At 60.2% G+C, this 26862-nt stretch carries 29 protein-coding genes; 14 read left to right on the top strand and 15 right to left on the bottom strand.

What is annotated here, in order from left to right:
* Window positions 1–99: 99 nt before the first annotated feature.
* From ftsZ to CFA77_RS15200, 4 genes are all read right to left on the bottom strand, one after another.
* The gene (ftsZ, locus tag CFA77_RS15215) at window positions 100–1554 is read right to left on the bottom strand and encodes a cell division protein FtsZ (RefSeq protein ID WP_206991406.1); all 1455 of its coding nucleotides are present in this window, start codon (window positions 1552–1554) and stop codon (window positions 100–102) included.
* 93 nt (window positions 1555–1647) lie between these two features.
* The gene (gene ftsA, locus CFA77_RS15210) at window positions 1648–2943 is read right to left on the bottom strand and encodes a cell division protein FtsA (RefSeq protein WP_206991405.1); all 1296 of its coding nucleotides are present in this window, start codon (window positions 2941–2943) and stop codon (window positions 1648–1650) included.
* Complete coding sequence (locus CFA77_RS15205) at window positions 2943–3821, bottom strand: cell division protein FtsQ/DivIB (protein ID WP_206991404.1); 879 nt, start codon at window positions 3819–3821, stop codon at window positions 2943–2945. Before CFA77_RS15205 ends, ftsA begins: the two co-directional genes overlap by 1 nt.
* A complete protein-coding gene (locus tag CFA77_RS15200) occupies window positions 3809–4717 on the bottom strand; it encodes a D-alanine--D-alanine ligase (RefSeq protein ID WP_206991403.1) in 909 nt (302 codons plus the stop codon). The genes CFA77_RS15205 and CFA77_RS15200 overlap by 13 nt, the downstream gene beginning before the upstream one ends.
* A gap of 226 nt (window positions 4718–4943) precedes the next feature.
* Between CFA77_RS15200 and CFA77_RS15195 the strand changes: the two genes are divergently transcribed.
* On the top strand, window positions 4944–7007 hold the full coding sequence (locus CFA77_RS15195; protein ID WP_206991402.1) for a TonB-dependent siderophore receptor: 2064 nt from the start codon (window positions 4944–4946) through the stop codon (window positions 7005–7007).
* Window positions 7008–7022: 15 nt separating this feature from the next.
* Here the strand turns inward: CFA77_RS15195 and murB are convergent, their stop codons facing one another.
* The 5 genes from murB to secA form a co-directional block, all read right to left on the bottom strand.
* Window positions 7023–7973 (bottom strand): UDP-N-acetylmuramate dehydrogenase, encoded by a 951-nt coding sequence (gene murB / locus CFA77_RS15190; protein WP_242517407.1) that lies wholly within the window; start codon window positions 7971–7973, stop codon window positions 7023–7025.
* A gap of 34 nt (window positions 7974–8007) precedes the next feature.
* A complete protein-coding gene (gene creD / locus CFA77_RS15185) occupies window positions 8008–9399 on the bottom strand; it encodes a cell envelope integrity protein CreD (RefSeq protein WP_206991401.1) in 1392 nt (463 codons plus the stop codon).
* Window positions 9400–9514: 115 nt separating this feature from the next.
* Complete coding sequence (locus CFA77_RS15180; protein ID WP_034815061.1) at window positions 9515–9739, bottom strand: hypothetical protein; 225 nt, start codon at window positions 9737–9739, stop codon at window positions 9515–9517.
* 77 nt (window positions 9740–9816) lie between these two features.
* Window positions 9817–10320: an AAA family ATPase gene (locus tag CFA77_RS15175; protein ID WP_206991400.1), complete on the bottom strand. Its 504-nt coding sequence runs from the start codon at window positions 10318–10320 to the stop codon at window positions 9817–9819.
* A gap of 4 nt (window positions 10321–10324) precedes the next feature.
* Window positions 10325–13072 (bottom strand): preprotein translocase subunit SecA, encoded by a 2748-nt coding sequence (gene secA / locus CFA77_RS15170; protein ID WP_206991399.1) that lies wholly within the window; start codon window positions 13070–13072, stop codon window positions 10325–10327.
* A 195-nt stretch (window positions 13073–13267) separates the two neighbouring features.
* Here secA and CFA77_RS15165 point away from each other — a divergent pair, with 195 nt between their 5' ends.
* The 4 genes from CFA77_RS15165 to CFA77_RS15150 are packed head-to-tail and all read left to right on the top strand — an operon-like array spanning window position 13268 to window position 16045.
* A complete protein-coding gene (locus CFA77_RS15165; RefSeq protein WP_242517549.1) occupies window positions 13268–14209 on the top strand; it encodes a peptidylprolyl isomerase in 942 nt (313 codons plus the stop codon).
* Window positions 14206–15456 carry a bifunctional glutamate N-acetyltransferase/amino-acid acetyltransferase ArgJ gene (gene argJ, locus CFA77_RS15160; RefSeq protein WP_206991397.1) on the top strand — a complete coding sequence of 417 codons (1251 nt, stop codon included), beginning with the start codon at window positions 14206–14208 and terminating at the stop codon, window positions 15454–15456. Before CFA77_RS15165 ends, argJ begins: the two co-directional genes overlap by 4 nt.
* Window positions 15453–15854 (top strand): (deoxy)nucleoside triphosphate pyrophosphohydrolase, encoded by a 402-nt coding sequence (locus CFA77_RS15155; RefSeq protein ID WP_034815068.1) that lies wholly within the window; start codon window positions 15453–15455, stop codon window positions 15852–15854. The genes argJ and CFA77_RS15155 overlap by 4 nt, the downstream gene beginning before the upstream one ends.
* A 17-nt stretch (window positions 15855–15871) precedes the next feature.
* Window positions 15872–16045, top strand: coding sequence for a Flp family type IVb pilin (locus CFA77_RS15150; protein ID WP_242517406.1), 174 nt, complete (start codon window positions 15872–15874; stop codon window positions 16043–16045).
* Window positions 16046–16076: 31 nt separating this feature from the next.
* Here CFA77_RS15150 and CFA77_RS15145 read toward each other — a convergent pair whose 3' ends face one another.
* The gene (locus tag CFA77_RS15145) at window positions 16077–16991 is read right to left on the bottom strand and encodes a methyltransferase domain-containing protein (protein ID WP_206991396.1); all 915 of its coding nucleotides are present in this window, start codon (window positions 16989–16991) and stop codon (window positions 16077–16079) included.
* Here CFA77_RS15145 and CFA77_RS15140 point away from each other — a divergent pair.
* The 4 genes from CFA77_RS15140 (at window position 16990) to CFA77_RS15125 (ending at window position 18887) form a co-directional block, all read left to right on the top strand.
* Window positions 16990–17760 (top strand): ComF family protein, encoded by a 771-nt coding sequence (locus CFA77_RS15140; RefSeq protein ID WP_242517405.1) that lies wholly within the window; start codon window positions 16990–16992, stop codon window positions 17758–17760. The two genes, CFA77_RS15145 and CFA77_RS15140, sit on opposite strands and share 2 nt — an antisense overlap.
* Window positions 17761–17790: 30 nt before the next feature.
* The gene (gene grxC, locus CFA77_RS15135; protein ID WP_206991395.1) at window positions 17791–18048 is read left to right on the top strand and encodes a glutaredoxin 3; all 258 of its coding nucleotides are present in this window, start codon (window positions 17791–17793) and stop codon (window positions 18046–18048) included.
* 12 nt (window positions 18049–18060) lie between these two features.
* Window positions 18061–18501 (top strand): DUF1178 family protein, encoded by a 441-nt coding sequence (locus CFA77_RS15130; protein WP_206991394.1) that lies wholly within the window; start codon window positions 18061–18063, stop codon window positions 18499–18501.
* Between the two features lie 83 nt (window positions 18502–18584).
* Complete coding sequence (locus CFA77_RS15125) at window positions 18585–18887, top strand: aa3-type cytochrome c oxidase subunit IV (RefSeq protein ID WP_034815077.1); 303 nt, start codon at window positions 18585–18587, stop codon at window positions 18885–18887.
* A gap of 5 nt (window positions 18888–18892) precedes the next feature.
* Here the strand turns inward: CFA77_RS15125 and CFA77_RS15120 are convergent, their stop codons facing one another.
* Window positions 18893–19144: a hypothetical protein gene (locus CFA77_RS15120; RefSeq protein ID WP_206991393.1), complete on the bottom strand. Its 252-nt coding sequence runs from the start codon at window positions 19142–19144 to the stop codon at window positions 18893–18895.
* A gap of 121 nt (window positions 19145–19265) precedes the next feature.
* Here CFA77_RS15120 and CFA77_RS15115 point away from each other — a divergent pair, with 121 nt between their 5' ends.
* Entirely contained in the window at window positions 19266–20237 is a 972-nt protein-coding gene (locus CFA77_RS15115; RefSeq protein ID WP_242517404.1) for an ABC transporter ATP-binding protein, read from the top strand.
* A complete protein-coding gene (locus CFA77_RS15110) occupies window positions 20237–21643 on the top strand; it encodes an ABC transporter permease (RefSeq protein ID WP_206991392.1) in 1407 nt (468 codons plus the stop codon). Before CFA77_RS15115 ends, CFA77_RS15110 begins: the two co-directional genes overlap by 1 nt.
* Before the next feature lie 70 nt (window positions 21644–21713).
* On the opposite strand, the gene CFA77_RS15105 is transcribed toward CFA77_RS15110, so the two are convergent.
* From CFA77_RS15105 to rpsU, 3 genes are all read right to left on the bottom strand, one after another.
* Window positions 21714–21935 (bottom strand): hypothetical protein, encoded by a 222-nt coding sequence (locus CFA77_RS15105; RefSeq protein WP_206991391.1) that lies wholly within the window; start codon window positions 21933–21935, stop codon window positions 21714–21716.
* 213 nt (window positions 21936–22148) lie between these two features.
* Window positions 22149–22979 (bottom strand): class I SAM-dependent methyltransferase, encoded by an 831-nt coding sequence (locus CFA77_RS15100; RefSeq protein WP_206991390.1) that lies wholly within the window; start codon window positions 22977–22979, stop codon window positions 22149–22151.
* 136 nt (window positions 22980–23115) lie between these two features.
* Entirely contained in the window at window positions 23116–23325 is a 210-nt protein-coding gene (gene rpsU / locus CFA77_RS15095) for a 30S ribosomal protein S21 (protein ID WP_156947899.1), read from the bottom strand.
* A gap of 127 nt (window positions 23326–23452) precedes the next feature.
* Between rpsU and CFA77_RS15090 the strand changes: the two genes are divergently transcribed.
* The 3 genes from CFA77_RS15090 to CFA77_RS15080 all read left to right on the top strand — a co-directional run bounded on the left by CFA77_RS15090 (window position 23453) and on the right by CFA77_RS15080 (window position 25121).
* Complete coding sequence (locus CFA77_RS15090; protein ID WP_206991389.1) at window positions 23453–24088, top strand: COQ9 family protein; 636 nt, start codon at window positions 23453–23455, stop codon at window positions 24086–24088.
* Between the two features lie 252 nt (window positions 24089–24340).
* Entirely contained in the window at window positions 24341–24676 is a 336-nt protein-coding gene (locus CFA77_RS15085; RefSeq protein ID WP_206991388.1) for a DUF2794 domain-containing protein, read from the top strand.
* A 97-nt stretch (window positions 24677–24773) separates the two neighbouring features.
* The gene (locus tag CFA77_RS15080) at window positions 24774–25121 is read left to right on the top strand and encodes a hypothetical protein (protein WP_206991387.1); all 348 of its coding nucleotides are present in this window, start codon (window positions 24774–24776) and stop codon (window positions 25119–25121) included.
* Between the two features lies 1 nt (window position 25122).
* On the opposite strand, the gene CFA77_RS15075 is transcribed toward CFA77_RS15080, so the two are convergent.
* Window positions 25123–26826, bottom strand: a complete 1704-nt coding sequence (locus tag CFA77_RS15075) for a VWA domain-containing protein (protein WP_206991386.1) — start codon at window positions 26824–26826, stop codon at window positions 25123–25125.
* Between the last annotated feature and the right edge of the window lie 36 nt (window positions 26827–26862).

Genomic DNA, 26862 nt, shown 5'->3' with positions numbered 1-26862 from the left:
CGTATTACAAAGCGGGCGAAGACACCCGCCTCCGCCCTGTAATCATTGGTGATTTATTGTAACAATTCGCGGTCGCTGAGACTGCAATCGAATGCGAAATCAGTGATTGGCAGACCGGCGCAGGAAGGCCGGTATTTCGAGGTCTGCATCATCGAACGGGGCGGGTTCGGGGTGATCGTCCGGAGAGGACACGATTTGCGAGCCGGATTCGGCAGACGGAGCGTGATCATTCTCGCCCTGAGCGCCGCGGCGCCAGCCGAAAAGGTTCGAGAAGCCGGACGGACTCGGGCGGCCGTCTTCCTCGGCCGGAGCTTCGGTCTGCTTGCTGAAAACGGCGTCGGCCTGGATCTGGTCTTCGCCTTCACTGCCTTCAAAATGTTCTGCGGGCAGGGACTGTCCCGTGAAGTCGTCCCGCGGATCGACATCGCCTGAACGGAGCGGGGAGGCATGATGCAGGATCACTTTCGGGCGATCGTCTTCTTCTGCAGCCACTTCCACTTCGGTCTCCGATTCAACTTCGGCGACGGGCTCCACATGCTCTTCCTCAATCGGCTCTGCGATGGGCTGGCGCACAGTCTCTGCGACCGGTGCATCCTGCTTCAGAGATGGCATCACGGCATCGACGCCTGCGGCGACGACGGAGACGCGGATCTTGCCTTCAAGTTCGGTATCGAAGGCAGACCCCAGAATGATATTTGCATCCGGGTCGACCTCGCGGCGCACCTCATTGGCGGCCTCGTCGAGTTCAAACAGCGTCATGTCATAGCCGCCGGTAATATTGATCAGCACGCCCTTGGCGCCGCGCATCGAAATATCGTCGAGCAGCGGGTTGTCGATGGCCAGCTTGGCAGCTTCGAGAGCGCGGTTTTCGCCTTCGGCTTCGCCCATGCCCATCATGGCTGCGCCCATGCCGCGCATGATCGAGCTGACGTCGGCGAAATCGAGATTGATCAGGCCGGGCATGACCATCAGATCGGTAATGCCTCGGACACCGGAATACAGCACATCATCTGCCATGCGGAAGGCTTCGGCGAAGGTCGTACGGTCATTCGCGATGCGGAAAAGGTTCTGGTTCGGCACGACGATCATCGTGTCGACGTATTTCTGGATGCCAGCGAGGCCTTCTTCCGCAAAGGTCATGCGGCGCGTGCCTTCAAAACTGAACGGCTTGGTGACCACGGCGACGGTCAGAATGTTCATTTCCTGCGCGGCCCGCGCAATCACCGGGGCTGCGCCGGTTCCGGTTCCGCCGCCCATGCCAGCGGCGATGAAGACCATGTGGGCGCCTTCGAGGCGCTCGCGGATCTCATCCATGGATTCTTCGGCGGCTTTCGCGCCAATGTCCGGGCGGGCGCCTGCGCCAAGGCCAGAGGTCGTTTCCGGGCCGAGCTGGATGCGGTTTTCCGTTTTGGAACGGGAAAGGGCCTGAGCGTCAGTGTTGGCAACGATAAACTCGACACCTTGCAGGTTTGCCTCGATCATGTTGTCGACGGCATTGCCTCCGGCACCGCCAACACCAAAGACCAGGATCCTGGGCTTGAGTTCATGTGTCATTCGTCGTCCTCACCTTACCGCCATAAGCCCCATGCTGAAGCGCTAAAATGACGCGTTGCAGCTAAGAAGCGGTTAAGTGATTCGCGATTGGCATCAGAAATTTTCTTTCAACCAATGGAACGCCTTGTTCACGGCTCCGCTTCGGGCTTCTGCTCCGTATTCCTTTGACGCAATGCCAGCCCGTACTGCGTCTGCGAACCCCAACTCGGGATACAGTAGCAGACCTGAAGCTGTAGAAAAAGCTGGTGTTCCCAGTGTTTCGCCAAGGAACTCAGCATTTGTCGGACGGCCGAGCCGCACCTGCGCTTCAAGGATGCGCGTGGCGACGTCGCGAACGCCCGGCAACTGGCTCGCGCCGCCGGTCAGCACCACGCGGCGCGGCAGTACTTTGCGTACACCACTGCCTTGCAGGGTTTGCTGAACATATTCGAAGATTTCCTCGACGCGCGGCGCGATGATTTCAGCGAGCTTGCCCCGTTCCATCCGGGTGGCTTGCAGACGGCCATCATCACCCAGGCGAGGGGCCTCAATCCGTTCTGCCAGGCCCGGGCCTTCGAGGTTGGCGGTGCCATAGACACTTTTGAGGCGCTCGGCGGCGGCGAATGTCGTGCCGATGCCCTGCGCGATATCGGAGGTCACATGTGTGCCACCAGCTGGTATAAGGCCAAGCCATGCGGGCGAGCCGTTCAGATAGACCGAGACCGCCGTAACGCCGGCGCCCATGTCGATACAGATGGCACCATTCTCGATTTCGTCGTCGATCAGCGTGCCTGCACCGCTGGCAATGGAGGAGGGGATCAGGGCATCGACGCTGAGATGCGCGCGGCCGACGCATTCCACCAGATTCCGGACGATGGACTTGGGCGCGGTGACCACAGACAGCATCAGGCCGAGTGTGTCTGCGTACATCCCGGCGGGCTCACGCACGCCTTCCTGCGCATCCACGCGATAGGCAACCGGCCAGGCGGCAAGCACATCGGAGCCCTTGGTTGAGATCTGCGCCATGGCCTGAGCCTGAACCCGGCGGATGTCCTTGGGGGTCACCTCGCGGGCGCCGATCTCGGTGGTCGCGGTGACCAGTTGGCAATTCAGTTTCGGCCCAGTTATGCCCAGCATGACCTGATTGATCTGCTCGCCCGCTTCGCGCTCGGCATCTTCGACGGCCAGACGGATCGAGCGCTCGAGACCCTGCATGTCGGTAATCGTGCCGCCACTGAAACCGCGAGATTGTTGGCGCCCTGCGCCAAGGATCTGGAAATTGCGGGGGCCGGTGCCGTCATTTCGGCCTATCAGGCACGTGATTTTCGAACAACCGATGTCCAGCGCCGCAACGGGGCTGGACGTGCGCGACCCCACAAGAGGCTTACGCCGGGCCTGAACGTTTGCCATCAGCTCCGGGCCGCCTCTTTGCGTGCTGTGAAGTCAGGATCGTTCACCGGGTCCAGATAGACCCGGCCTTTATTGCGCAGGTCGATGGTCTCTAGCGGGCGCTGCATCAGCGCTGTGCGCACCTGCAGGGTCGACAGGCTGTCCAGCGCAGCCACCATCTGGTGATCTTCCGGCATGCGGACCGTTGCGCCGGAGACAAGACGCATGTCCCAGCGGCGATCATTGATGCGGGTAGCGATCGCGATGCGCGGCGCGACGTCCGGCTCAGCTTTGAGGGCAGTTACGAGGGCCGGGGCGGCCTTGGCGGCGCCGCGACCCGCCAGACGGATGAGGTCCTTGTGGTCATCGGCGCGGGCGTCCGGAATGACGCGACCCAGACCGTCAACGACGGTCCATGCTTTGCCGTCATGCCACAGCGCAACCGGCTCGGCGGCGTCCGCGATGATTACGACCTGGTCGGGCCAGAGTCGATGGACGCGCACATTCAGCACCTTGTGGGTGCCTTCGACCCGGCGACGGATGACATGCGGGTCTGCGCGAAACATGTTCTCGCCGGGCTCGATCATGGCGGCGGCGCGAATATCCTGTGCGAGGGCCGGATCCTGTTCCAGCCCGATGATGGACACGTCATTGACGGAAATGCCGACCGTGCGCGCCGTGTCGTCCATGAAGCTGGCAAAGCGGTTCTCGACCTGGGATATCGAGCCGCCCATCCAGGCAGCGGTTGCCACGACAATCGCCACAAGCATGACAAAACCAAAGACGACAGACGAAACGCGAACCTCTTCACCCGTCACTTCATCTACGATGACAGCAGGGCGGCGGCTCGCCTTCTTCTTGGACTTTGGCACAGTCTGATTGCGGGTTACCTTTGGCATGAAGCATCCTCGATCATCCAGGCGACCAGCTGTTCGAAGGACATACCAACGAAAGCGGCCTGTTCGGGGACAAGCGAGGTGGGCGTCATGCCGGGTTGTGTATTTGTTTCCAGGATCACGAGCCGGTCTCTCTTGTCGTCATAGCGAAAGTCGGACCGCGTCGCGCCCCGGCAACCGAGCGCCTGGTGTGCCTTGAGCGCAAATTCCATTGCGGCTTGGGTCACAGGGGCAGGCAGGTCTGCCGGGATCACATGCTGCGATCCACCAGCTTCATATTTTGCATCAAAATCGTAATAGTCTCTTAAGGTCGTGATCTCTGTGACAGCCAGTGCTCGGTCGCCCAGCACGGCCACGGTCAACTCACGGCCGGGGATGAATTCCTCGGCCATCAGATGGTCGCCATAATGCCAGTTCGGCCCGGTCAGCTCCTTGGCCGGCCCATTGGCACCCTCGCGCACGATCAGCACGCCAAAACTCGATCCTTCCGCGACCGGCTTGATCACATAAGGGGGCTTGAGGGGATGCGCGGCAGCCGCTTCTGCGCGGGTCACCTGCTTGTCTTCCGCAATCGGAATGCCAGCTTGCCGGAAGACCGCTTTCGACTTCAGCTTGTCCATGGCGAGCGCCGAGGACAATACACCCGAATGGGAATAGGGCAGGCCCAGCACTTCCAGTACGCCCTGCACACACCCATCCTCGCCCCAAGGTCCGTGCAGGCCATTCAGCACCGCGTCCGGTTTCGCATCGGTCAGTTGCGCAGCGAGGTCACGACCGGCATCAATTTCAACAACATCATACCCGGCCGTGCGCGCCGCACTTGCCATCTGCTTGCCCGAGGTGAGCGACACGTCCCGCTCGGACGACCAGCCTCCATAGATCACGGCAACACGTTTCATGAGATTTTCCTGCAAGCTGGCGTTCTGACTATACATCGCGTCTGCAGGGTTAAAGCGGCCTTAGCGTGGCAGCTACAAAACCTTTTCTCGGCAGGATGACAAAAAATATAGGTTTGGGCCTGTTGCTATATTTAGACTACGTATGTAGTCAATATCGATATTCGAGATAGACGCGGTGGTGAGACACCGGATTTTTTTCCAGACATCTGCGGGGAGGATACGCAGCGTGATCCCTTTCACACGGCTTGCCGCCAGTGCATGCTTCAGCTTGGCCACATCATTCATCGCCCTGTCGGCTGTGGCGGATATGGCACCGGAAACCACACCCGGTGCAACCATCTACACGATGGACGATTTCAGTCAGTATGCACCGCGCACGGCGCTCGAAATGGTTTCGCGCATTCCGGGATTTTCGATCCAGGGCGATGATGACGGCTCTCGCGGATTTGGTCAGGCCAGTGGGAATGTGCTGATCAATGGTCAGCGCGTATCTGGAAAGTCCAATGGGGCGACCGAGTCGCTGGACCGGATATCCGCCTCCAGCGTTGTGCGGCTCGAACTGGTCGATGCGTCAGCCTTTGAAATTGCCGGCCTGTCCGGGCATGTCGTGAATGTCATCACCAATGGAGATGGGGCGGTCTCAGGCACTTGGCGCTGGCGTGCCCGGTTCCGCGACAACCTCCCGCCGTTCTACAACGGCCTCAATCTCACACTATCCGGCGGGCAGGGGGATATCAGCTGGTCATTCAAGGCCGAGAGCAGCCCGGAGCGCGGCGCCTCCAACGGTCCTGAATTTGTCACCGACGGCGTCGGCAACCTGATACAGCGCCGTGAGGAAGACTTCACCTATGCCGCCGAATATGTCTCCGTATCCGGATCGGTTGGTTGGACGCCAGCCTCGGGGGCTATCGGAAATCTCAACGCAAAGACCACACTGTTCCAGCCAGACAGGAAAGAAACCTCGAAACTCTTTCCGGTTAACGGGCCAGAGGGGCGGCGCCTGTATGAGGGCGCTGAGGATGAAGTATTCGTGGAAGTCGGTGGCGATTATGAATTTGGCTTTGGGCCGGGCCGGCTAAAGGCAATCGGCCTGGTTCGCCGAGAGGACAGCCCCATCATTGACCGCGTATTCCGCGGTAATGTTGATGGGACGGATATTTCCGAAAGCCTGTTCACGCGCGATATTGAAGAGGGCGAATATATTCTCCGGACGGAGTATGGTTTTGCATTTGAGAATGGAAACGACTGGCAATTCGCGCTGGAAGGAGCCTTCAACTATCTGGACCAGCAATCTTCTCTTGCCAGTTCCGAAGGTGGCGGTCCGCTGGAGCTGCAGACTCTGCCGAACGCGAATTCACGGGTTGAGGAACAGCGCGGAGAAGTCTCCGTGACGCATGGTCGTCGGCTTTCCCCCTCAGTGACCGGGCAAGTTTCCATAGGCGCCGAAATATCGGAACTTTCCCAGTCCGGCGATGCGTCCAATGTGCGGACCTTCACCCGCCCCAAAGGCTTCGCCAGCCTGTCCTGGCAGGTGGATCCGTCATTGAAACTAGTCACTCGCCTTGAGCGGGAAGTGGGACAGCTGGACTTTTTCGATTTCGTCTCATCGGTCAATCTGAGTGCCGGGAATGGCGAGAATGGTAATCCCGAAATCGTTCCGGAGCAGAGCTGGCGACTGAGCGCCCAGGCCGAGAAGAATTATGGCGGCTGGGGCGCCGCGACGCTCGAAGTCTTCTATTCCGATATCGAGGACATTGTTGACCGTGTACCCATCGGGACGGGCGACGGTCCCGGAAACCTCGACTCGGCCTGGCGGGTCGGAGCGGAGTGGGACGCCACGTTGAAATTAGACAAAGTCGGTTTTGCCGGCGCGGAATTGTCCTTTGAAGGCGAGTATTTCGAGTCGGAAGTGAGCGACCCGCTCACCGGAGAGGTGAGGCCGATCAATGACAGTTCGAAATACTGGATGCTCGCCGAGATGCGCCAGGATGTTCCGAGAACGGATTGGTCCTGGGGTGTCGGGTTCGAGCGCTGGGAACGCAATCCGTATTATCGCCTGTCCGAGACAGGGCAGGAAGGGGCGCGCCCAGGATTTGGGTTCGCCTATGTCGAGCACAAGGATCTTTGGGGCATGACCGGTCAGGCCATGATCGGGAACGTCGCGAACCAGAATGACACGTTCCGCCGGCAATTGTACGACACCAATCGCCTTGGCAATGTCGTGCGCGTTGAAGACCGCGCGCGCGATTTCGGCCCGATCTTCACAGTCCAGCTGGAAGGCAAGTTCTAGGTTCGCGGTGCCCGATCAGGGGAGGGGAGGCTTGATGCGGCCGATGCGGCGCACTTCCCAGCGCAGCTTTACGCCCTGAGAGTCCCATACTTGCGCGCGAACAAGCTCGCCCAGCGCTTCGAGGTCTGCGGCTGTGGCATCGCCGGTATTGATCAGGAAGTTGCAGTGCTTTGGCGAAACCTGTGCGCCGCCGACCTTCAGGCCGCGGCAGCCCGCAGCGTCAATCAGTTTCCATGCGGACCGCTGGTTTGGCGTGCCGGGCGGGTCGGGGTTCGCAAACGTGGATCCGGATGTCTTGTCCTTGATCGGCTGCGTCTCGGCCCGGCGGGCCTGTAGGGCTTCGATTTCTGCAAGGATCGTGTCTGGTGCGCCTGTGCCGCTGCCTTCCAGGGTCAGCTTGGTGACGATCAGGTCAGTGGGCAGGTCGCTGTGTCGATAGGAAAACTGCGCTTCCGGCAGATTGCTGGCCCGGCCCGGCCCGCGATAGGCGATATGGGTGCCATCGCGCAGGTAGCCTTCAAGGCCGACCAGCACGTCCCGCAATTCCTGACCATAGCACCCGGCATTGGTGCGGGTCGCCCCGCCGAGCGATCCCGGAATGCCGGACAGGAATTCCAGCCCCCTGATGCCGTGCCGGGCGGCAGTCTTGGCGACGGACAGGTCCAGTGCACCCGGCCGCGCTGTTAGGGTCAAATCGTCCCCGGCTTCCACACTCCCCCAGTATTTTCCCATCAGGCGGATGACCACGCCCTCGATGCCGCCATCGCGCACGATCACATTCGAGCCAACGCCGAGTACGGTCACCGGAATGGCCGGGTCGAGCGTCTTCAGGAAGCCGGCAAGGTCGGCTTCGTCTTCGGGCAGGAACAGCCAGTCGGCCGGCCCGCCCACCCGGAACCAGGTATAGGGCGCGAGGTTCGCGTCCTTCAGCAGCTTGCCGCGAACAGGGGGAAGTGTCGTCATCATAGGGCCTAGGCGTTCGGGCACTTCCCCCTCCATGTCAAGCAGCGGGGGCGGAGGTCCGCTCACCATACCAGTCAATGTTGCGGGTCATGTACATGGTCAGTGCGATGGCCGCGAAACTTGCCAGAGCGCCCGCCAGCAAGGCATGGCTCTCGGCCCGCATCAGCACATAGATCAGCGTGTAGATGCCGGACAGGATGGCCAGCGCGCGCAGGCCATAGAGCCGTGAGCGGAATACGCTGGCCGCATAGGCGGCGGTCAGCAGCACGGTCATGCTTGCGGCGATCAGGAAGGCTCCGTCAAAGCCGATACGCTCCGACATGGCGAGCAGCAGGATGTAGAAGATCGTCTGTGCCAGTCCGACCAGGACATATTGCGCGGGGTGGGCGCGTGCGGCGCTGGTCACTTCGAACAGGAAGTAGGCGAGGAAAACGAAGCCGACAAACATGACGGCATATTTCAACGCGCGCTCGACGCTCTGATAGGGATTGCCTTCCTTCATGAACCGGACAGCCATGTCGCGACGGTTCCATTCGGTCAGTTCGCCAAGGTCGAGATTGGCCCCTGCGCCGGCAATGCCGCGGGCCAGATAGGGCACGCGCCAATGCGCCTCGAAGCCTTCCGACTGGCCGTCGCCTGCCGTATGGCGCTCGGGCAGTACGCCGCCTTGGAAGCTGGGATCATTCCAATTGCTCACAAGGTCGACCCGCGTATCCTTTGCAAATGGCGCGATGGATAGGCGTTCGGCCCCGGACAGGCGCATGTTGGAGGTCAAGGTGATCGGTGATGTGGCAGTTTCGAGACCAGCAATATGGCCGCCCGCAAGGGTCACACCGGAGGGCGGCACAGGTTGGTACTTGCCGGCATTGGACGCGTAATAGGGCGTTGGTTCGATGGCCAAGTCCGTTCCATTCGCTGTGACGGTGATCGCATCCCGGATGCCGCGCGTGTCCGAGACCCCGAGATAGACCCTGGCATCCGACCAGATCGGGGTGGCGTCGTCGGGCAAGGCGGCGCGCAAGGCCGCCGGATCGAATACAGCGTCCATGCTGATCGTGGCATCGAAGACAGGGATGGCGTGAATGCCGCGGGTACGCATCTGAACATCCACATCGGCCGAGGCGGTGCCGGTATCGGCATAAGCGACCACATAGCCGTAAACCAGTTCATTGTGCCTTGGGCCGAGGGTGCGTGAATAGGGTACGGACAAGACCGGTCCCAGCACGGATTGTTGGCCTCCGACCATTTCACTGACGTCGGCAAGCGCGCGATCCGCGCCCATGCGGCGATCCTGGACCACGGAATGTATGAAGAGGGCGGGAATGGCCATCAGGAGGGCAAGTCCGCAGACGAGCAACAATTTCAGGCCGACGGACCGTTGCGGCACAAGGCTCGCGAACGGCGATGGAGGTTGAGACGTATCGGTCATGTTTGGGGTCCCCAAAAAAAGATTGGAGACACGGTTTATGACCCGCTGGTCGCGGCGGAGGTGGGGCGCAGCCGGGGCCAGTCCAAGGTTACATTGCGGTCATCTTGTGACGTGGTTACCGGTTGGGCGATCCATCCTGATCCAACTCGTCGGAAATCTCGTCGGCCGCATCAGACACTTCATTCGCAAATTCGGATGTTTCCTCGGGCAGATCTTCCAGCGTCGCGTCCATGCGCGCGCCAGCGCCTTCGAATGAGCCTTCTTGCAGATAGAACCAGCCGAGTGCGATCACGAATGCGACGCAGAGGAAAGCGATGATGGCGGTGAGCGTGCGGCCCATGATGAGTCTCCTTGAGAGTATTCATCAGGGTGAACGCGGCGTTTACTACGAGGTTCCGATTTAGCGCTTTACCCGATCTATTTTACGAGGTGGAAAAGATCATCCACACAGTCTGCAATCGGTCGGCCAGCCGTATCGACTGTTCCTGAAATCTGGGGGTTCGGCTCCCAGATACGCTCGCGGCGTTCTTGAAGACTGGTAGGCAGCAAGCCGTCGATGCCCGTCTCACGAGTGCGCAGCCTCATGGCGGCTTCGTCTTCATTCGTACACACAATTTCGATCTCGATGACGCGCGTGCCTGTTTCCTGAGCGATGGCTCTCCAGCCCTCGCGTGCCGGTTCCACCGCATTAACGGCGTCGGCGATTACGTCTTTGCCTTCCAGAAGATGGCGCCGGGCATGGTCGTAGCCAATTTGGTATCCTTGCGCGCCGACATCAAAATCGCTGCTATTGACGTTGCGCAAATCCTGCTCGAATACGTCGACCCTGAGAAGGATAGCGCCTGAGAGGTCACTCAGGCCTTTCGCAAGCGTAGATTTTCCGGAGCCCGGCAAGCCCGACAGCACGATGAGCCGGGCCAAAGGACTAGGCCTTCTGCGTGGTCAGGGCGCCGTGGCAATGCTTGTACTTCTTGCCGGAGCCGCATGGGCAGGGGGAGTTGCGGGGCGTGCTGGCCCAGCTTTCCTCTGCTTGATGCAGGGCTGGTCCGGGCGGCGGCGTGTCGTCGCTCGACATCTCATTATGGCCCGTATCCGGATCAAGATGCGTTTCGCGCATTGGCGGAACAGGCGCCGGCGCTTGCGGCACAGGGCGGCGCTGTTGCGCTTGCTGTTTTTCTTCCGGTGTCTGAACCCGGATATGCATCAGTGAGCGGGTCACGGTCGCGCGCAACTCGTTCAGCAAATTGTAGAACAAGTTGAAGGCTTCTTCCTTGAACTCGTTCAGCGGGTCGCGCTGACCGTAGGAGCGCAGATGGATCACTGACCGCAATTGGTCGATCATCTGGAGATGCTCGCGCCAACGCATGTCGAGGACCTGAAGCAGGATTTGTTTTTCAATCCGCTGCATCTGTTCAAGACCGACTTGCTCTGTGATCGCCTCATAGACTTTGGCGATTCCATTGTGGACGCGCTCGGCCACTTCCTGATTGGCAACGCCTTCTTCGGCGGCCCAATCCTTCACAGGCATGTCCACGGCAAAATCATTGCGCAGGGCTTCGGCCAGCCCATCCATGTCCCACTGCTCGGCATAGGCCTTCTCGGGCATGGTGCGGGCGATCAGGCCGTTGATCACGTCTTCGCGCATATCAATGATCGTGTCGGAGACATTCTCGGCGCGCATGAATTCCATGCGCTGCTCAAAGATGGCCTTACGCTGATCATTGATCACGTCATCATATTTGAGGACGTTCTTCCGGATCTCGAAATTGCGCTGTTCAATCTTCTTCTGCGACGTTTCCATCGCCTTGTTCATCCAGGGATGGGTGATGCCCTCATCTTCCTTGATGCCAAGGCGACGCATAACATTGTCCATCCGCTCTGCCGCAAAGATGCGCATGAGGTCGTCTTCGATGGAAATGTAGAATTTGGACTTGCCCGGATCACCCTGACGGCCTGTTCGGCCGCGCAACTGGTTGTCGATCCGGCGGCTCTCGTGACGCTCGGTACCCAGAACGTAGAGGCCGCCAGCGTCCAGCGCCCGCTTTTTCTTGACCTCGATGTCGGCCTTGATCTGGCTGGTCAGCAGGGACAATTCGCCTTCGGTCAGTTCGCGGCCAAGCTTGGCTTCCTGTTCGGCCTTTTCCTGTTCGAGGCGCATCTCGAAATTGCCGCCGAGCTGAATGTCGGTACCGCGTCCGGCCATATTGGTGGCAACGGTAATGGCGCCCGGCACACCGGCATTGGCCACGATCTGGGCTTCCTGCTCATGGTGGCGCGCGTTCAGCACTTTGTGTGGAATCTTGGCGGTCGTCAGCAGGTTCGACAGGACTTCGGATTTTTCGATCGACGCCGTGCCGAGCAGGACCGGCTGACCCTTGGCATGACACTCGCGGACGTCCTTGACGATCTCGGCATATTTCGCACTTGCGGTGCGGTAGACGACATCATCCTCATCAATTCGCTGGATCGGCTTGTTCGTCGGCAGGTCGATGACACCGAGATTGTAGATATCGGCAAATTCGTCGGCCTCGGTCAGCGCCGTACCGGTCATGCCGGCCAGTTTGCTGTAGAGGCGGAAATAGTTCTGGAACGTAATCGACGCCAGGGTCTGGTTTTCCGGCTTGATGTCGACCTTTTCTTTGGCCTCGATGGCCTGGTGCAGGCCTTCTGACAGGCGGCGGCCTTCCATCATGCGCCCCGTGAATTCGTCAATCAGCATAACCTGACTGTCTTTGACGATATAATCCTTGTCGCGCGCATACAGTTTGTGAGCGCGCAATGCCTGATTGGCATGGTGGACGATGGAGATGTTCGCCGGTTCCCACATGGAGCCTTCCAGCGTGCCGGCCTCGGTCAACCAGCCTTCGATCTTTTCCGTGCCGGTTTCGGTATACGTGACCGAGCGCTGTTTTTCGTCGAGTTCGTAATCCTCATCCGTCAGGCGCGGCATCAGGGCATCAAGCGCCATATAGAGTTCGGACCGATCATCGGTCGGGCCGGAGATGATCAGCGGCGTGCGCGCTTCGTCGATCAGGATGGAGTCGACTTCGTCGACGATGGCAAAATGGTGTTCGCGCTGGGCCATTTGGTCCAGCGAGTATTTCATATTGTCGCGCAGATAGTCGAATCCGAACTCGTTGTTCGTGCCGTAGGTAATGTCAGACGCGTAGGCCTTGCGGCGCTCCTCGTCGGAAATGCCATGAACAATGATGCCGGTCGACATGCCAAGGAAGCCATAGACCTGGCTCATCCACTCGGCATCGCGCTTGGCGAGATAGTCGTTGACCGTGATGACGTGAACGCCCTTGCCCTCAAGCGCGTTCAGGTAAACCGCCAGCGTCGCGACCAGTGTTTTGCCCTCACCCGTGCGCATCTCGGCGATATTGCCGGAGTGCAGCACCATGCCGCCCATCAACTGAACGTCGAAATGGCGCATGCCGAGCGAGCGTCGTGCACCTTCGCGGACAACCGCAAAGGCTTCTTCAAGCAGGCTGTCGAGTGTGGCGCCATCGGCGAGGCGTTTGCGGAATTCGTCCGTCTTGCCGCGTAGGGCTTCGTCGGAGAGCGCCTCCATCATCGGCTCGAGCGCGTTGATCCGGTTGACGCGCGCGTGCAGCGGCTTCAGCTTGCGATCATTAACTGAACCGAAAATCTTGCGGGCAACAGAAAGCATATCAGGTAGCACCAATTGATCTGGGGCGACAAAACTCTAATCCTGACAGCGGAACCGGCAGAATATTTGTGGGTTCTCCCACAGCACACTCGCTGGCTGAAACCCCTCGACCAGCGTTCGGGTCAGACTTAAGAACGCCGCATTGGGGTGTCAATGCAGCGCCCTCAGCCTAAAGGAGACTTTACCGTGCTGCTTATGAAGCCCTTTTCCCGCGCTTTGCCTGCACTGCTTGCCGCTTCCGCGCTTTTATTGGTCCCCGCCTGTAACCGGCCAGTTGAAGAAGAACCCGTCATTCAGGTCGAGGCCGCAGCCGCCGTCACGGTGAATGGCGATCCGATTTATGTCAGCGAAGTTGAGCTGGAGGCCGTTGCGCGCGGCCTGATTTCACCGGGCGACGCGTTCGGCCCCGGCGATGAAAACTATGATCTCGTCCTCGACCAGCTGATCGACCAGAAATTGATGGCACAAGAGGCGCTGAACCGCCGGCTCGACAAGGGCGCCGCAGCAGAGCGCCGGCTTGAAGTTGCCCGCGAGCGTATTCTCGGAAATCTGCTCGTGGAGAGCCTGGTTGCGTCTGAAGTGAACGAGGACAGTATCGAGGCCATGTACAAGGAGCAGGTCGCCCTCCAGCAGGAGGACGACGAAGTCTCGATCGCGCATATCTTGGTTGAAACCGAGGAAGAGGCCCGGGCACTTCATCAGCAAATTCAGGACGGCGCCTCGTTTGAAAGCCTCGTCGTCTCCAACTCGCTTGATACCACCACGCGCATGGAAAATGGTGACCTGGGCTATGTCGCGCCAAATAATATGGCAGATCCGTTCCCGGTCGTGATCGCCAACACAAAGGTCGGCGAAATCTCTGAACCCTTCTTGTCTGCCGATGGCTGGCACCTGTTGAAGGTGAAGGATCGCCGAACCAGCCCACCCAAGACCCGCGCCGAGATGCGGCCGGAGATCGTGACCTTCCTGACGCTCAACCAGGTCAGCAAGATCTTGCGACGCCTGCGCACCGAAGCGCAGATCGAAAAGGGCGAGAAATCGACAAACATTGTCCCCGATGCTGCACTTTCGCTTGAAAGCGAGGGCGATCTCCTCAAAGAGCAGCCCGCATCTGATGAACAAGGACGTGAACTTTGAAACTGACCCCATCTCCCTTCGCCCCGGCTCGCTTTCCAGACCTGCCGGTCGTCAAGGGCGTGCGCGCGGCCACCGGTTCGCGCGGCTTCTACGCGGCACGTGGCATGACGCGCGATGATGTGTTCCTCTTCAGCTTTGAGGAAGGCACCCACTGCGCCGGCGTGTACACGCTGTCTCATACCGCGTCGGCGGATGTCATCTGGTGTCGGGAGGCCTTGAAGTCAGGTGCCGGCAAGGCCCGGGCCCTGATCGCCAATTCGGGCAACTCGAATGCCTTCACCGGTGCCAAGGGCGTGCTCAAGAACGAGGCCACCCTGAAGGCGCTGACCGAAACGCTCGGCGTGGAAAAGCAGGAATGTTTCCTCGCGGCGACCGGCGTGATTGGCGAACCCTTGCCAGACCCGAACTATGTCGGCGCGTTCGTGCCCGATCTTGCGGGCAAGCTTTCGGCTCCTGACTGGGAAGCCGCGGCACGCGCCTTCATGACGACTGATACTTTTCCCAAGGGCGCAGGGCTTGCGACCAAGATCGACGGCGTGAACGTCAATCTGGCCGGTATCGCCAAGGGCTCGGGCATGATCGCGCCCAACATGGCGACCATGCTGGCCTATGTTTTCACCGACGCCGCCATCGCGCCAGACCTGCTGCAAGGTCTGCTGGAAGAGGTAACGAACCAAACCTTCAACAACATCACGGTGGATGGCGACACGTCGACGTCCGACACGCTGATGGTATTTGCCACCGGCGCCAACGGCATGGCCGAGATCGCCACACGGGACGATCCCCGTTTCGCCGAATTCGCCGCCGCCTTGAAGCAGGTCTGCCTCGACCTCTCCCACCTCATCGTCAAGGATGGGGAAGGGGCCAGCAAGTTTGTCACCATCACGGTCGAAGGCGCAGTGTCGGAAACCTCCGCAAAGGTGGTCGCCTGTTCGATTGCCAACTCGCCCCTCATAAAAACGGCCATGGCTGCCGGAGACGCCAATTGGGGACGGATCGTGATGGCCGTTGGCAAATCGCTTGAGCCGATAGACATGGACCAGCTCGCCATATGGTTTGATGATGTCCAGGTTGCCTCTGCGGGCGGGCGCATGCCGGACTATAGCGAAGCAGCCGCCGGCGGGGTATTTGCCCAGCCGGAATTCACCATCCGTGTCCACCTCGGCGTGGGCGAGGCGTCTGCCACGGTCTGGACTTGCGACCTGACGCATGGCTATGTCGACATCAACGGAGCCTATCGTACATGACGCGCAGAATGGTGCTTGTGGTCGCCGCTGCGCTCTATGATGCCGAAGGCCGTATCCTGCTGGCTCAACGCCCCGCTGGCAAACCGATGGCGGGCCTCTGGGAGTTCCCGGGCGGAAAGGTCGAGACGGGCGAGACACCGGAGCGGGCGCTGGTGCGGGAATTACAGGAAGAACTCTCCATCATGGTGGACGAGACCTCTCTGAAACCGATCACTTTTGCCAGTCATGCTTATCCAGATTTTCACCTTTTGATGCCACTGTTCTCAACGGAGAGTTGGGAAGGCGAGCTTTCGCCCAGGGAAGGACAGGCCTTGGCCTGGGTCAGATCATCGGACCTTCATCTCTATCCGGCGCCTGCGGCAGACATTCCCCTGTTTGACGTGCTCTCGGGTAACTAGACAGACTCGGAGCGAACATGATGGCCTCGAACACAATGATACGCCGCTTCCTGCGTGACGATACGGGCGCAACCGCCGTGGAATACGGACTTCTGGTGGGACTGATCGCCGTTGCGATCATGGGCGGCCTCGTGGCCGTGGCCACATCCATCAACCAGACATTCACAACCGTTGAAACGGAAATGTCCTGATCGATCACTCGTCAGGTCTTGCGACCAGACGTCAGGAAGATTTGTGACTTCGTACAGCGTCGGCGAGGCTGACCCTGGCGCTTCCGGGTTTTAGCGGTTTGGGTTGGGAGTCTGCCGGGCTCCAGCCAGACATATGCACCACTTCAAATGATGCGCGCACACGCCCGTCTGGATCGCTATGGTCATTTGCGTAGATTTCCATGGCACGCATCAGCACACGGCGCGGCAGGGGCCGCATTGTCCCGGCTGCGAATGCCGCCCGCTCGCCCATCCCTTTCAAATCGGCCAGCAAGCCCATCGGTGATCTGTACCGAACCACAACCTGATCGCGATCAACGACTGGCAGGGCAAAGCCTGCCCGCTGCATCAGGCTTGCCATATCGCGCAGGCCGGGCAGGGGGGAGACACGTGCCGCGACGCCGCCGGTCAGTTCCGTTTCCGCCTCCATCAGGCTGGCCCGCAGCTCACTCAGCGTGCCTGCACCGAATAGCGCGCCCAGGAACAAGCCGTCCGGTTTCAGCGCCTGACGGATCTGCACCAGCGCACCGGGCAAATCATTCACCCAATGAAGGGACAGGGCCGACACGATCAGGTCCAGGCTGGCCTGTGGAAATGGCAGGCCCTCTTCATCCACCTGCTCTGCGTTCAGACCGCCGGCCCGGCTGAGCGCCACCATGCCGCTGGATATATCCCCGGCTTCGACAGACCCGACCTGATCGCTGGCCTGAAGCAGTTTGGCGAGTTGGCCATCATGTGCGCCGAGATCAAAGGCGCGATCAAAGGAATGAGACGTATCCGCCAACCGGTCCGCGATATCGCTCGACACGCGCGCTTTCAGGAAGTCATATTCTTTGAAACTGGCTGCGGCCCGGCTGCGATTACGGGCCACCCGTTCGCGGTCGAACAGGCGGGGCGGCGCAGAATTCGGGGGGACCGGGGAAGGCATGAGCAGCGATATGGACCACCGGGCCCGCATGGCAAAGGGGCTAATGCGCGGCGCGGCTGAATTTCTCTGGCCCCAACGCTCCCTCGTCAGTGGCCAGCGCGGCGCAGGCAAGGGGCCGCTCTCGCCGTCCGAATTCGCCGCCATCGGATTCCTTTCCGATCCTGTCTGCGAATGCTGTGGCCGGCCAATGGAGTTGGACCTTGGGCCAGGGGCGCAATGTGCACCCTGTATCGCCCGCCCGCCGCGTTGGGACCGGGCCCGCGCGGCGCTCGTCTATGAGGCTGCCAGTCGCCGCATCGTGCTTGACCTCAAACGATCAGGCCGCCGGGACGGGCTGCATGTCATGACCGGCTGGATGCACCGGGCGGGGGGGCAACTGGTCGCCGAAGCCGATCTGATCGTGCCCGTGCCGCTGCACTATACGCGCCTTGTCAGTCGAGGCTTCAACCAGTCAGCCTGGCTGGCACAGGGTATCGCCCGCCGTGCCGGCCTGTCCTGCCGCGTCGATGTCCTGAAACGCCGCCGCCGCACGCCCATTCAGGGTGGGCTCAGCGCGAAGGCTCGCCGTCGCAATGTGGCGGGGGCATTCAAAGTCTCTGACCGCGCTGCAACCCATGTGCACGACAAGCGTATCCTGCTGGTGGATGATGTCCTGACGACGGGCGCGACCCTGTCGGCCTGCACGCGTGCCCTGAAACAGGCAGGCGCGCGACAAGTCGACGTGCTGGTGCTTGCGCGCGTTGTGCGGGAAACGGATGTCACCATATAAAACCGGAAGAAACTATTCAGGAGCCCCTCAATGGCTGATGTCACAATCTATACGCGCCAGTTCTGTCCTTACTGCACGCGCGCTGTCTCCCTGCTGAAATCCAAGAACGTCAATTTCAATGAAATCGACGCCGGAATGGATGCGCAGAAAAAAGCCGAAATGGTCGAACGGTCTGGGGGCGGTCGCACCTTCCCGCAGATTTTTATCGGCGACAAACATGTCGGCGGCTGCGATGACATGATGGCACTTGAAAGGTCCGGGAAGCTGGATTCCCTGCTCGGCGCATAATCTGGGGCAGCCATGATCCGTTACGCGCTCATCTGTTCTGATTGCGACCATGACTTCGAGGCATGGTTTGCGTCGTCTTCGGCGTTTGACGACCAGTCCAGCCGGGGCCTTGTCAGCTGCGCGATGTGCGGCGGCGAGAATGTGGCCAAACAGATCATGGCGCCGTCTGTGCGTACATCCGACGGTCGCAAGGCCGCGCCGGATGAGGCGGCGATGGCGCGGGAATTTCTTGCGAAGGCACGCGACCATGTCTCGCGTAACTTCGACTATGTCGGCGACAGCTTCGCAGACGAGGCGCGTTCGATGTTCTATGGCGAGACTGACAACCGGCCGATCTGGGGCGAAACCTCTGCCGAAGAATCCGAAGCCCTGCGTGAGGAGGGTATCCCCGCAGCGCCCTTGCCACGGGCAATGACGCCCAAGCGGCCCAAATCGAACAAGCAACTAAACTGAACTGGAGCGCTTTGACGCGCTTGACCCTGCTTCGCCCTGATATATTACGCAGGTCACAAGGTTTTTGACGGGGAGTGCCCTAAATGGCTGCCAGTGAATATCATCGTGGAGACATGGACATCAGCGCCCAGAAGGCGACTTGGGATGGTTTCATGGTGGGAAGCATCTGGGGCAGCCTGCTCATCATCCTGACCGTCGGCTATGCAACGCTCGCCGTTGCCATTGGCATGAACTGGATGATTGCCCTCGGCCTGATGACCGTTTTCGGCATTGTCTCCGGCCTGGTCATGAATTTGGGTGGCCGCTGGATGGCCACTGTCGTGCTGATGGTGGTGCTGGCCTTGGTCGTCCAGCTGTTCATCGCACTGTTCGGACTCGTCCTTTAGAACACTCAGACCGACAGGTTTTCCGGTTCCTTGCAATCGGCGCATGTCGCGATGGCCGGATCAGCCTTGAGCCGTGTCAGCGGGATTCTGGCGTCACATCCTGTGCATAGGCCATAGCGCCCCGCTTCCATGCGGGCGAGGGCGGATTCGATCCGGGCCAACTGTTCTGCGTATTTCTCAAGGGAACCAGGCGGGCGCCGGATTCCGTCAGCACCTGCATCTTTTGTCAGGCGATCCAGTCCTGAAAGGGGAGGCATCGTCTTCATCTGGAATGATGCTGCGACTCCTTTAAGGGCTTGGCAAGGCGTTTCGGGCGATTGAGGGTAATCCATATCGACAAACACTAACGACCTGACGTCGATTGCCTACAAGGACGCCATGCCGATGCCCTCATCGCCCCTGATCATGACCTCTGTCACCAAGCGGTTTGGGACATTTACCGCCGTGGACAACCTGTCCCTTGAAGTGCCGGACGGCCAGATCATCGGCTTTCTCGGCCCGAACGGCGCTGGCAAATCGACCAGCTTGCGCATGGGACTCGGGATCATGGAGCCGGATTCAGGCGAGGTGGAACTGTTCGGTGCGCGACCGAATGTCCGCGCGCTTCAGCAGGTCGGCTTCCTCCCGGAAGAGCGCGGCCTGTACAAGAAGATGACCGCGCGCGACACGATCAGCCATTTTGCACGCTTGAAGGGCCTGTCAGCGCATGATGCGCGGACGCGCGCTGACGAACTGCTCAGCGCTGCGGGCCTTGAGGAATTCAGCCGCGCGCGCATCTCGAAATTGTCCAAGGGCATGGCCCAGAAGGTCCAGATCCTGTCCACGCTGGCGCACCGGCCCAAATTCCTGATCCTGGATGAGCCCTTTTCAGGCCTTGATCCGGTCAACCAGCAAGCCCTTGAAGATCTTGTCCGTGCCGAGCATGCACGCGGCGCGACCATCCTGTTCTCCACCCATGTCATGGAACATGCCGAACGCCTCTGCGACCGCATCGTGATGATGGCGCGGGGGCGCAAGGTTCTGGACGGAACGCTGAAGGAGGCCTTTGCCACGCTGGGGCAGGGGGCACGGATTTCCGTCGAGAACGGGTTTGATCTGTCGAGCGCACTCGGCCCGAAAGGGTTCGAGGCGGTCCGCACGACAGATGCCGGACATGGCGAGACCTGGCGGATCGATCTGCCGCCGGGCCGGGAGGCGCAGGACGCCTTGCGCGCCGCAATTGAGGCCGGCGCACCGATTACCGGCTTTGCGCCCGAAGAGGCCCGCCTGCGCGACGTGTTCGTGTCGCTGGTGGGCGAGGCAGATGCAGCCGCTCTGGCCGCATCGCTTGCAGAAGATGAGGCCGCCTGATGCGCAACATATTGCTGATCTTTCGCCGGGACTATCTTGGCTATGTAAAGGCCTGGGGCTTCTGGCTGAGCCTGGCGGCTGTGCCGCTCTTCATGATCATCGGTGCGGCGCTCGCCAGTTTTGCGGCGCAATCCTCGCCGGTGCGCTACTATGCCGTCATCGAGCCGGGTGGCATCTATGCCGAGGCGATCGAAGCCGAGTTCCAGCGCCGGGAAATGGCCAATGCGGAACGTACAAGCGAACTTGCCGAACAGCTGGACCTGCCCGTCATGAGCGAGGATGAAGCCCGCGCCGCCGCCGAAGGAGCCAGCATTGCCAGCCGGAAATTCATCCCGGTGCCTGCGCCCGCAGATTCCATTGACGGATTACGGCCCTATCTGCTCGGCGAAAAACTGGTCTCCGGTCCGCTCGGCGACAAGCCGCTCTTTGCGGCCTTTGTGCTGGCCGAAGATGGGGGCGAACTCGAATATTGGAGTGACGACGTCAATGTCGACCAGCTGCGCTATCTCGCCCAGGATGCCATGCTGCGCCTTGCCCGCCGCGATGCGCTCAACGAAGCCGGGCTTGGCGAAGACTTCCTCCAGAACGTGGATGATGCGGCCTTTGACGTGCCGGCACGCCGTATCCGCACGATCGAGGAACAGGATGCCACCGGCGCCGAAGTGACGATGGCCGACCGCGCGCCGATGTTCGTCGCGGGCGGGCTCGCCTATTTCCTCTGGCTTATGGTGTTCTCGATCATCCAGTACTTGTTGATGGGCACGATCGAGGAGCGCTCGAACAAGATTTTCGACACGCTGCTGACCTCGGTAAAGCTGCCGGAATTGCTGGCGGGCAAGATGCTCGCCGTGTTCGCGGTCACCTCCACCATGATGCTGTCCTGGGGCCTGTTTGCCTTTGCGGGCGGCACATTGGTCGCGACACAGATTCCGGGTGTTGGCAGCATTATCGAGCCATTCCTGGCGACGCTTGCCAATCCGGCCATCATCGTGCCGGGCCTGATCAGCTTCATTCTCGGCTATATCATGTACGGCATGATCTTCATGGCGCTCGGCTCGCTCTGCGATACGATTCAGGAAGCGCAGACCCTGCTCAGCCCAATGATGATCCTGCTCATGCTGCCCATGTTCGCGATTTTCATCGCCTTTCAGGATCCCGGATCGCCATTGGTCGACATCGCCTCATGGATCCCGTTCTTCACGCCCTTCCTGCTGATCCTGCGCATGCCGCATGATCCGCCGCTCTGGGAAGTGCTCGCCCAGATGGGCCTGATGGCCGGGTTCGCGCTGCTGATCCTGTGGCTGTCCACCAAAGTCTACCGCGCAGGCGCCGTCCACGGCGCCGGCATCGGCGACATGGGCGGCATGCTCAAGCGGATGGTCGGCCTGAAAGGGAAGGCGGTTTAGGGCGAAGCATTGGTGCGGCAGGTTGCATGATGAGAGTTCAAGCCGCAGGACGAGTATTCACATCGCATCTCTATAGAGCGGTGACAGAGCGGATTGCTTTTCCAATGAAGTGGTCGGCAATCGGCAAAAGCATCAGACCACCCACCAGACCTATGCCAATCATATACCACCGATATGGCTTAAGACTGTCAAAAGTGAAGAACGTCAGAAACCCAATAGCCGCGACGACATAGGCCGCCAAATCGAGTAAGACAAATAAAAGAGCCGCCAACATCCAGAGAAGTACAGCCATGGTTCCCCCAAAACTTGTTGACCCGTTTCTCCTCGCTCGGAGAGAGTGGTTCCGGCAATTGCTGAGTACCTGAATAGAGTCTTTCGCGATTGAAGCAACCTGATCAGGGCGATTTCAATCACTCGCTAACGTACGGATTGGCACCGAAAACGGCTCTTCCAATAGAAAAAGCCCCGACTGCTTGAATCTCTGTGACTGTCGGCGCAGCGCGCTTTAGGTTTTTACCGCAATCATCTCGACAGGTGCGATGAGGCCTGCGGCGATATTTGCCTCCATGTTTCCTACCTTCTCGGCTGTGCTGTGCTGCATCAATGTGTGAAGCCCGAGCGGTGGCGGACCGCCACGGGTCGCGTTGGCTTCCCGGATCTTGCGGAAGAAATCCAGTGCGAAAGCACCCCGGTTGTTCTCAGTCAGACACTCAAACCCGGCTGCCTCAAGCGCTTTCCTGTAGCCTTCCGGCCCGGTGAGCCAGCTCGTGTCGCGACTGCCGGCCCATGGCACTGGATAGGCCAGGTCGCCTTCGCCCGTTCGCATGATATCGTAAATGCCGAACCGCGCACCTGAGTCCAAGACACGGTGAACCTCGGCAAACAGGGCCTCCTTGGCGTCGATATTCATGCCGACATGCATCATGTAGGCACGCTGGAATTCGCGATCAGGAAAGGGCATGGACAATGCGCTGCCTTGCCTCAGAGACACCCGGTCGGACAGTCCCACCCAATCGCACAGCACCTGACCCGTCTCCACATATTCCGGTGTGAGGTCAATGCCTGTGACCTGAGCCTCATAAGTGGCCGCCGCAAACCGCGCCCCACCGCCAAGACCGCACCCGACATCCAGCACTGTCATGCCTGCATTAATATCAAGCTGGTCGAGAAAGTGCGTGCTGGCGACGCGGCCACCAATATGAAATTCGTCAACCGGTCCCAAATCGTCGACCGTGACCCTGTTCGGACCCAGTCCAAGATTCGACAGGCCGTCTTCGATTGCCTGCAGCAAATCGCCGTGGCGATAGTGCGCAGCAATCTGTTCATTGAGGGTCATGTGCGTGCCTGACTGTCAGCTTGCCGATGGCGATGATCTTGATCGCGACCACGCTCCAAATCAACTCCAAAAGCAAAAAGCCCCGCCAGCGCGAACTGGCAGGGCTTTTATGGAAACCGGTAATCCGGAGAGGCGTCTATACGATGCCTTCGCGCTGGGCGCGCTTGCGAGCCAGCTTGCGGGCGCGGCGAACCGCTTCAGCGCGCTGACGAGCTTTCTTCTCGGATGGCTTTTCGAAGTACTGACGGGCCTTCATTTCCCGGAACAGGCCTTCGCGCTGCATTTTCTTCTTCAGCGCGCGCAAAGCTTGCTCGACATTGTTATCGCGGACGACGATCTGTACGATTGTTCTTCTCCATTCGTTAGGGGCGTCGCCCCGATTCAATTCGGTTGAGGCCTACAGACCTCGGAAGCGGGGCCTATATCACGGCTCTGGCCGATTGGCCAAGCCCTTAAAGCCATCAGGTTCAGTTATGACACAAACACCGTCCGAAGTCCTCAGGTTCCGCTGGCTGGACGCAATGCTGCCGGACGTGCCGTTCGATGGCTGGACAGAGGCCACAGCGGCCAGGGCGGCCAAAAAGGCAGGCCTCAGCGAGGGCGAAAAGGCGCTGGCGGCGCCAAATGGCGTACCCGACCTGATTGACGCCTTCTTTGACCGGGCAGGGCAGGCGGCTCGCGAGGCGCTTGCAGATCAGGATATATCGGCCCTCAAGACGCCCGCGCGCGTAAAGGCGGGTGTTCTGGCATGGCTTGCTGCGCTGGAGCCGAACCGGGAAGCGGTCCGCCGCGCCGCCGTTCGGGGCTTGCTGCCCTGGGGCGCGGCCTCTGCGGTCCAGCGGACCTGGCGCATCGCAGACATGGTCTGGGACGAGGCGGGCGATACATCAGAGGATTACAATCGCTATTCCAAGCGCGGCCTGCTGGCGGCGGTGATCCCGCCGATCATCATGTATTGGCTCGACCAGCCGTCGGATGAACAGCTCGATACCTATATCGACCGGCGTCTCAGCCTTGCCTCGGGCATCGGCCGGAATCTCGGGCGAATTGCCAAGCCATTGCTTGACGTATTGCCGGTCTCGCGGCCCAATGGGTCCACGAAGGCGTAGGTTAATTGTCAGGGAAGGGTAAGTTGTCGGACAGAAGCTGAACAAACGCCCCAGGGGGCTGGGGGGGCTGATGGGTCCGGGGTGTCTGCTGAACACCTCCGTCCGACAATTAGAAGATGATTGTCGTCGGGGGCGGACGCAAGGCGTAAACATGGCAAAACTGCCCCAATTACCCCCGTTTTGCATTAAATCGCGGTTAGGCGAGCTTACCAGCCACCTTTTCGCGTCTCAGGAGAAACCAGAAAGGGAAAAATGGCTGAAAACACGCACCGGATAACGCCCCCGGAACCGCGAATCGCTTTTCACAAGACCGAACTCCAACCGATTCTCGACGTCTATGGCCGATTGGTCATGGCCGGCAAGGCAAGGGACTATGCCATTGGCATGCACAAGGACGTCGCGATCTTTGCCATTTTCAGGCGACACGCCGAAAACCCCACCTGGCGGATCGAGAAACAACCCCATCTCGCAAACATGCAGGGCCAGTATGTGGTCTACGGACAGGCCGGTCAGGTGCTGCGCCGCGGCCGCGAACTGTCGCAAGTCCTGCGCGTTTTCGACCGCAGCCGTTTCCGCGTCATTGAGTGAAATTCGATCGAATGCGTTAACACGCTGTTAACTAAAAAATTCTTGCGGAACGTTCTGGAACATTATAGGAACATGCTCATCAGAACGGAGCATGAACATGGGTATCGACGTAAGATTTCGGGGACGGTCAGGCAAAGCCTGGGATTTCAAACGCGTTCCATTGGATGCGCCTTGGGCGCGCACGGCAGGCGTGGCATTGTTTGCCGCTCCGGACACATATGGATGGCGCATCATCCGCACGATTGAATTGTCGGGCAAGCCAAACGACGTCCAGCCAATCTGGGCACTCGCCGATGCCGAACGCTACGGCGCGCGGGCGGTCTTCCTCGCCACGGAATTCGATGCGCGCACGCGCCGCCTGATCGTGAACGATATCGAGGCCGGCTTCAGCCCGGTCTGCGTAACGGATCGCAGCCGGGCCGACGCCGCACCCATCGCGGCCTGATCTATTCGATTTCCTGACCCGGCCTGTTCAGGGCGGCCTGTGCTTCGGCCGTTTCTGCCAGCCGGGTCAGTTGTACGAATTCCGCGCGATAGCCGAATTCATCCGGGCCCTTGGCGCCATTCGCCAGATTTCGGATTTCCTCCCAGCCGAAACCGGTGCCGAGGGCCTCTCCCCCTTTCAGCATCTCGCCATAGCCTGCCACCGCCGTGGCAAAGCGCGCCCATTGCGGGGCGGCGGCTGTGCTGGCCACACGGTCGGAAAGGGTGACAGGACGCTCCAGCAGGATGGAGTCCTCCGCGCCGGGGGCCTTGTAGCGCAGTTTCACAAACGCATATTCCCCGGACGGATCGCTGGCCGACGTATCCGTGTCACCATAGCGCAGCGGATCGATCTGAGCGGCGTCTGAGCCAACCGGCGTGATCTCATAGATCGCGGTGACACTCGTGCCCGCGCCAATATCGCCGGCATCGACCTTGTCATTGTTGAAGTCTTCCCGGTCCAGCATACGGGTCTCGTAGCCGATCAGGCGATACTCGGCGACGCGCGCCGGATTGAACTCCACCTGGATCTTCACATCATCCGCAATCGGAAAGATATTGCCCGACAGGTCATCGGCCAGAATCTTGCGCGCTTCGCTCAGCGTATCGACATAGGCCGCCGTGCCGTTTCCGGTCTGGGCGATCTTCTGCATCATCGCATCATTGTAATTGCCGCGCCCGAAGCCGAGCACGGACAGGTAAATGCCGGTCTCGCGCTTGCGAGAAACGAAATCCTCCAACTGTTCCGGGTCGGAAATGCCGACATTGAAGTCTCCATCGGTCAGCAGCATGACGCGATTGACGGCATCTTCCTTCAGGCCCTGTTCGGCCAGCGAATAGGCAAGGCGCAGGCCTTCACCGCCCGCGGTAGAGCCACCGGCTTTCAATTCTTCCAGCGCCGCAACAATCTTGCGCTTCTCGCTGACCGGTGTCGGCTCCAGGATTTCCCCGGCGGCGCCCGCATAGACGACGATGGCGATCGTATCGGTTGGCTCCATCTCCTCCAGCATCAGCTTGATGGCCTGCTTGGCCAGCGGCAGCTTGTCGTCGGAGAACATGGATCCCGACACGTCCATCAGCAGGGTGAGATTGATGGGCGGGCGGGCATCGCGGTCAATGTCCCGGCCCTGAATGCCGATCTGCATCAGCTCGCGTCCCTCGGCAAAGGGCGACGGCATCACATTCACCTGGGTCGAGAAGGGGGCCTCGCCTTCGGCGGGCTGGGGATAGGTATAGTCGAAATAATTGATCAGCTCCTCGATGCGCACGGCATCCTTGGGCGGCAGGATGCCGTCTTCGAGAAAGCGCCGCACATTGGCATAGGAGGCTGTGTCGACATCAATCGAGAAGGTCGAGACCGGTTCTTCGCTGACCAGCTTGACCGGGTTCTGCTCGACATCCTCATACTGGTCCCGGAATTCGGGTGCGGGCGCCAGGATCACTGGTGCGGCCATTGCTTTGCCGAGCATGGCCCGGGATTCCATCACCATTTGCGGCGGTGGCGGAGCAGGGGGCGGTGGGGGCGGCGCGGATGAGTCCTGCTGGCTGCCCGTGACAGTTACCGTTTGCAACTCCGCGTCGCCTGCCTGACCGGTCTCACTCGTTTCACAAGCTGTCAGTATTGCGGCGGCGGCCACTCCGGCCAGAACCATTCCTCGCATGCGCATGATGTCCCTCCTCATTGCGTCCTTGAGGTGACAGAA

The organism is Hyphomonas sp. KY3 (assembly GCF_017309975.1).
In the GTDB taxonomy this organism is placed as follows: Bacteria; Pseudomonadota; Alphaproteobacteria; order Caulobacterales; family Hyphomonadaceae; genus Hyphomonas.
Note: the sequence above shows the minus strand (reverse complement) of the source record. Positions and strands in the feature narration are given on the sequence as shown.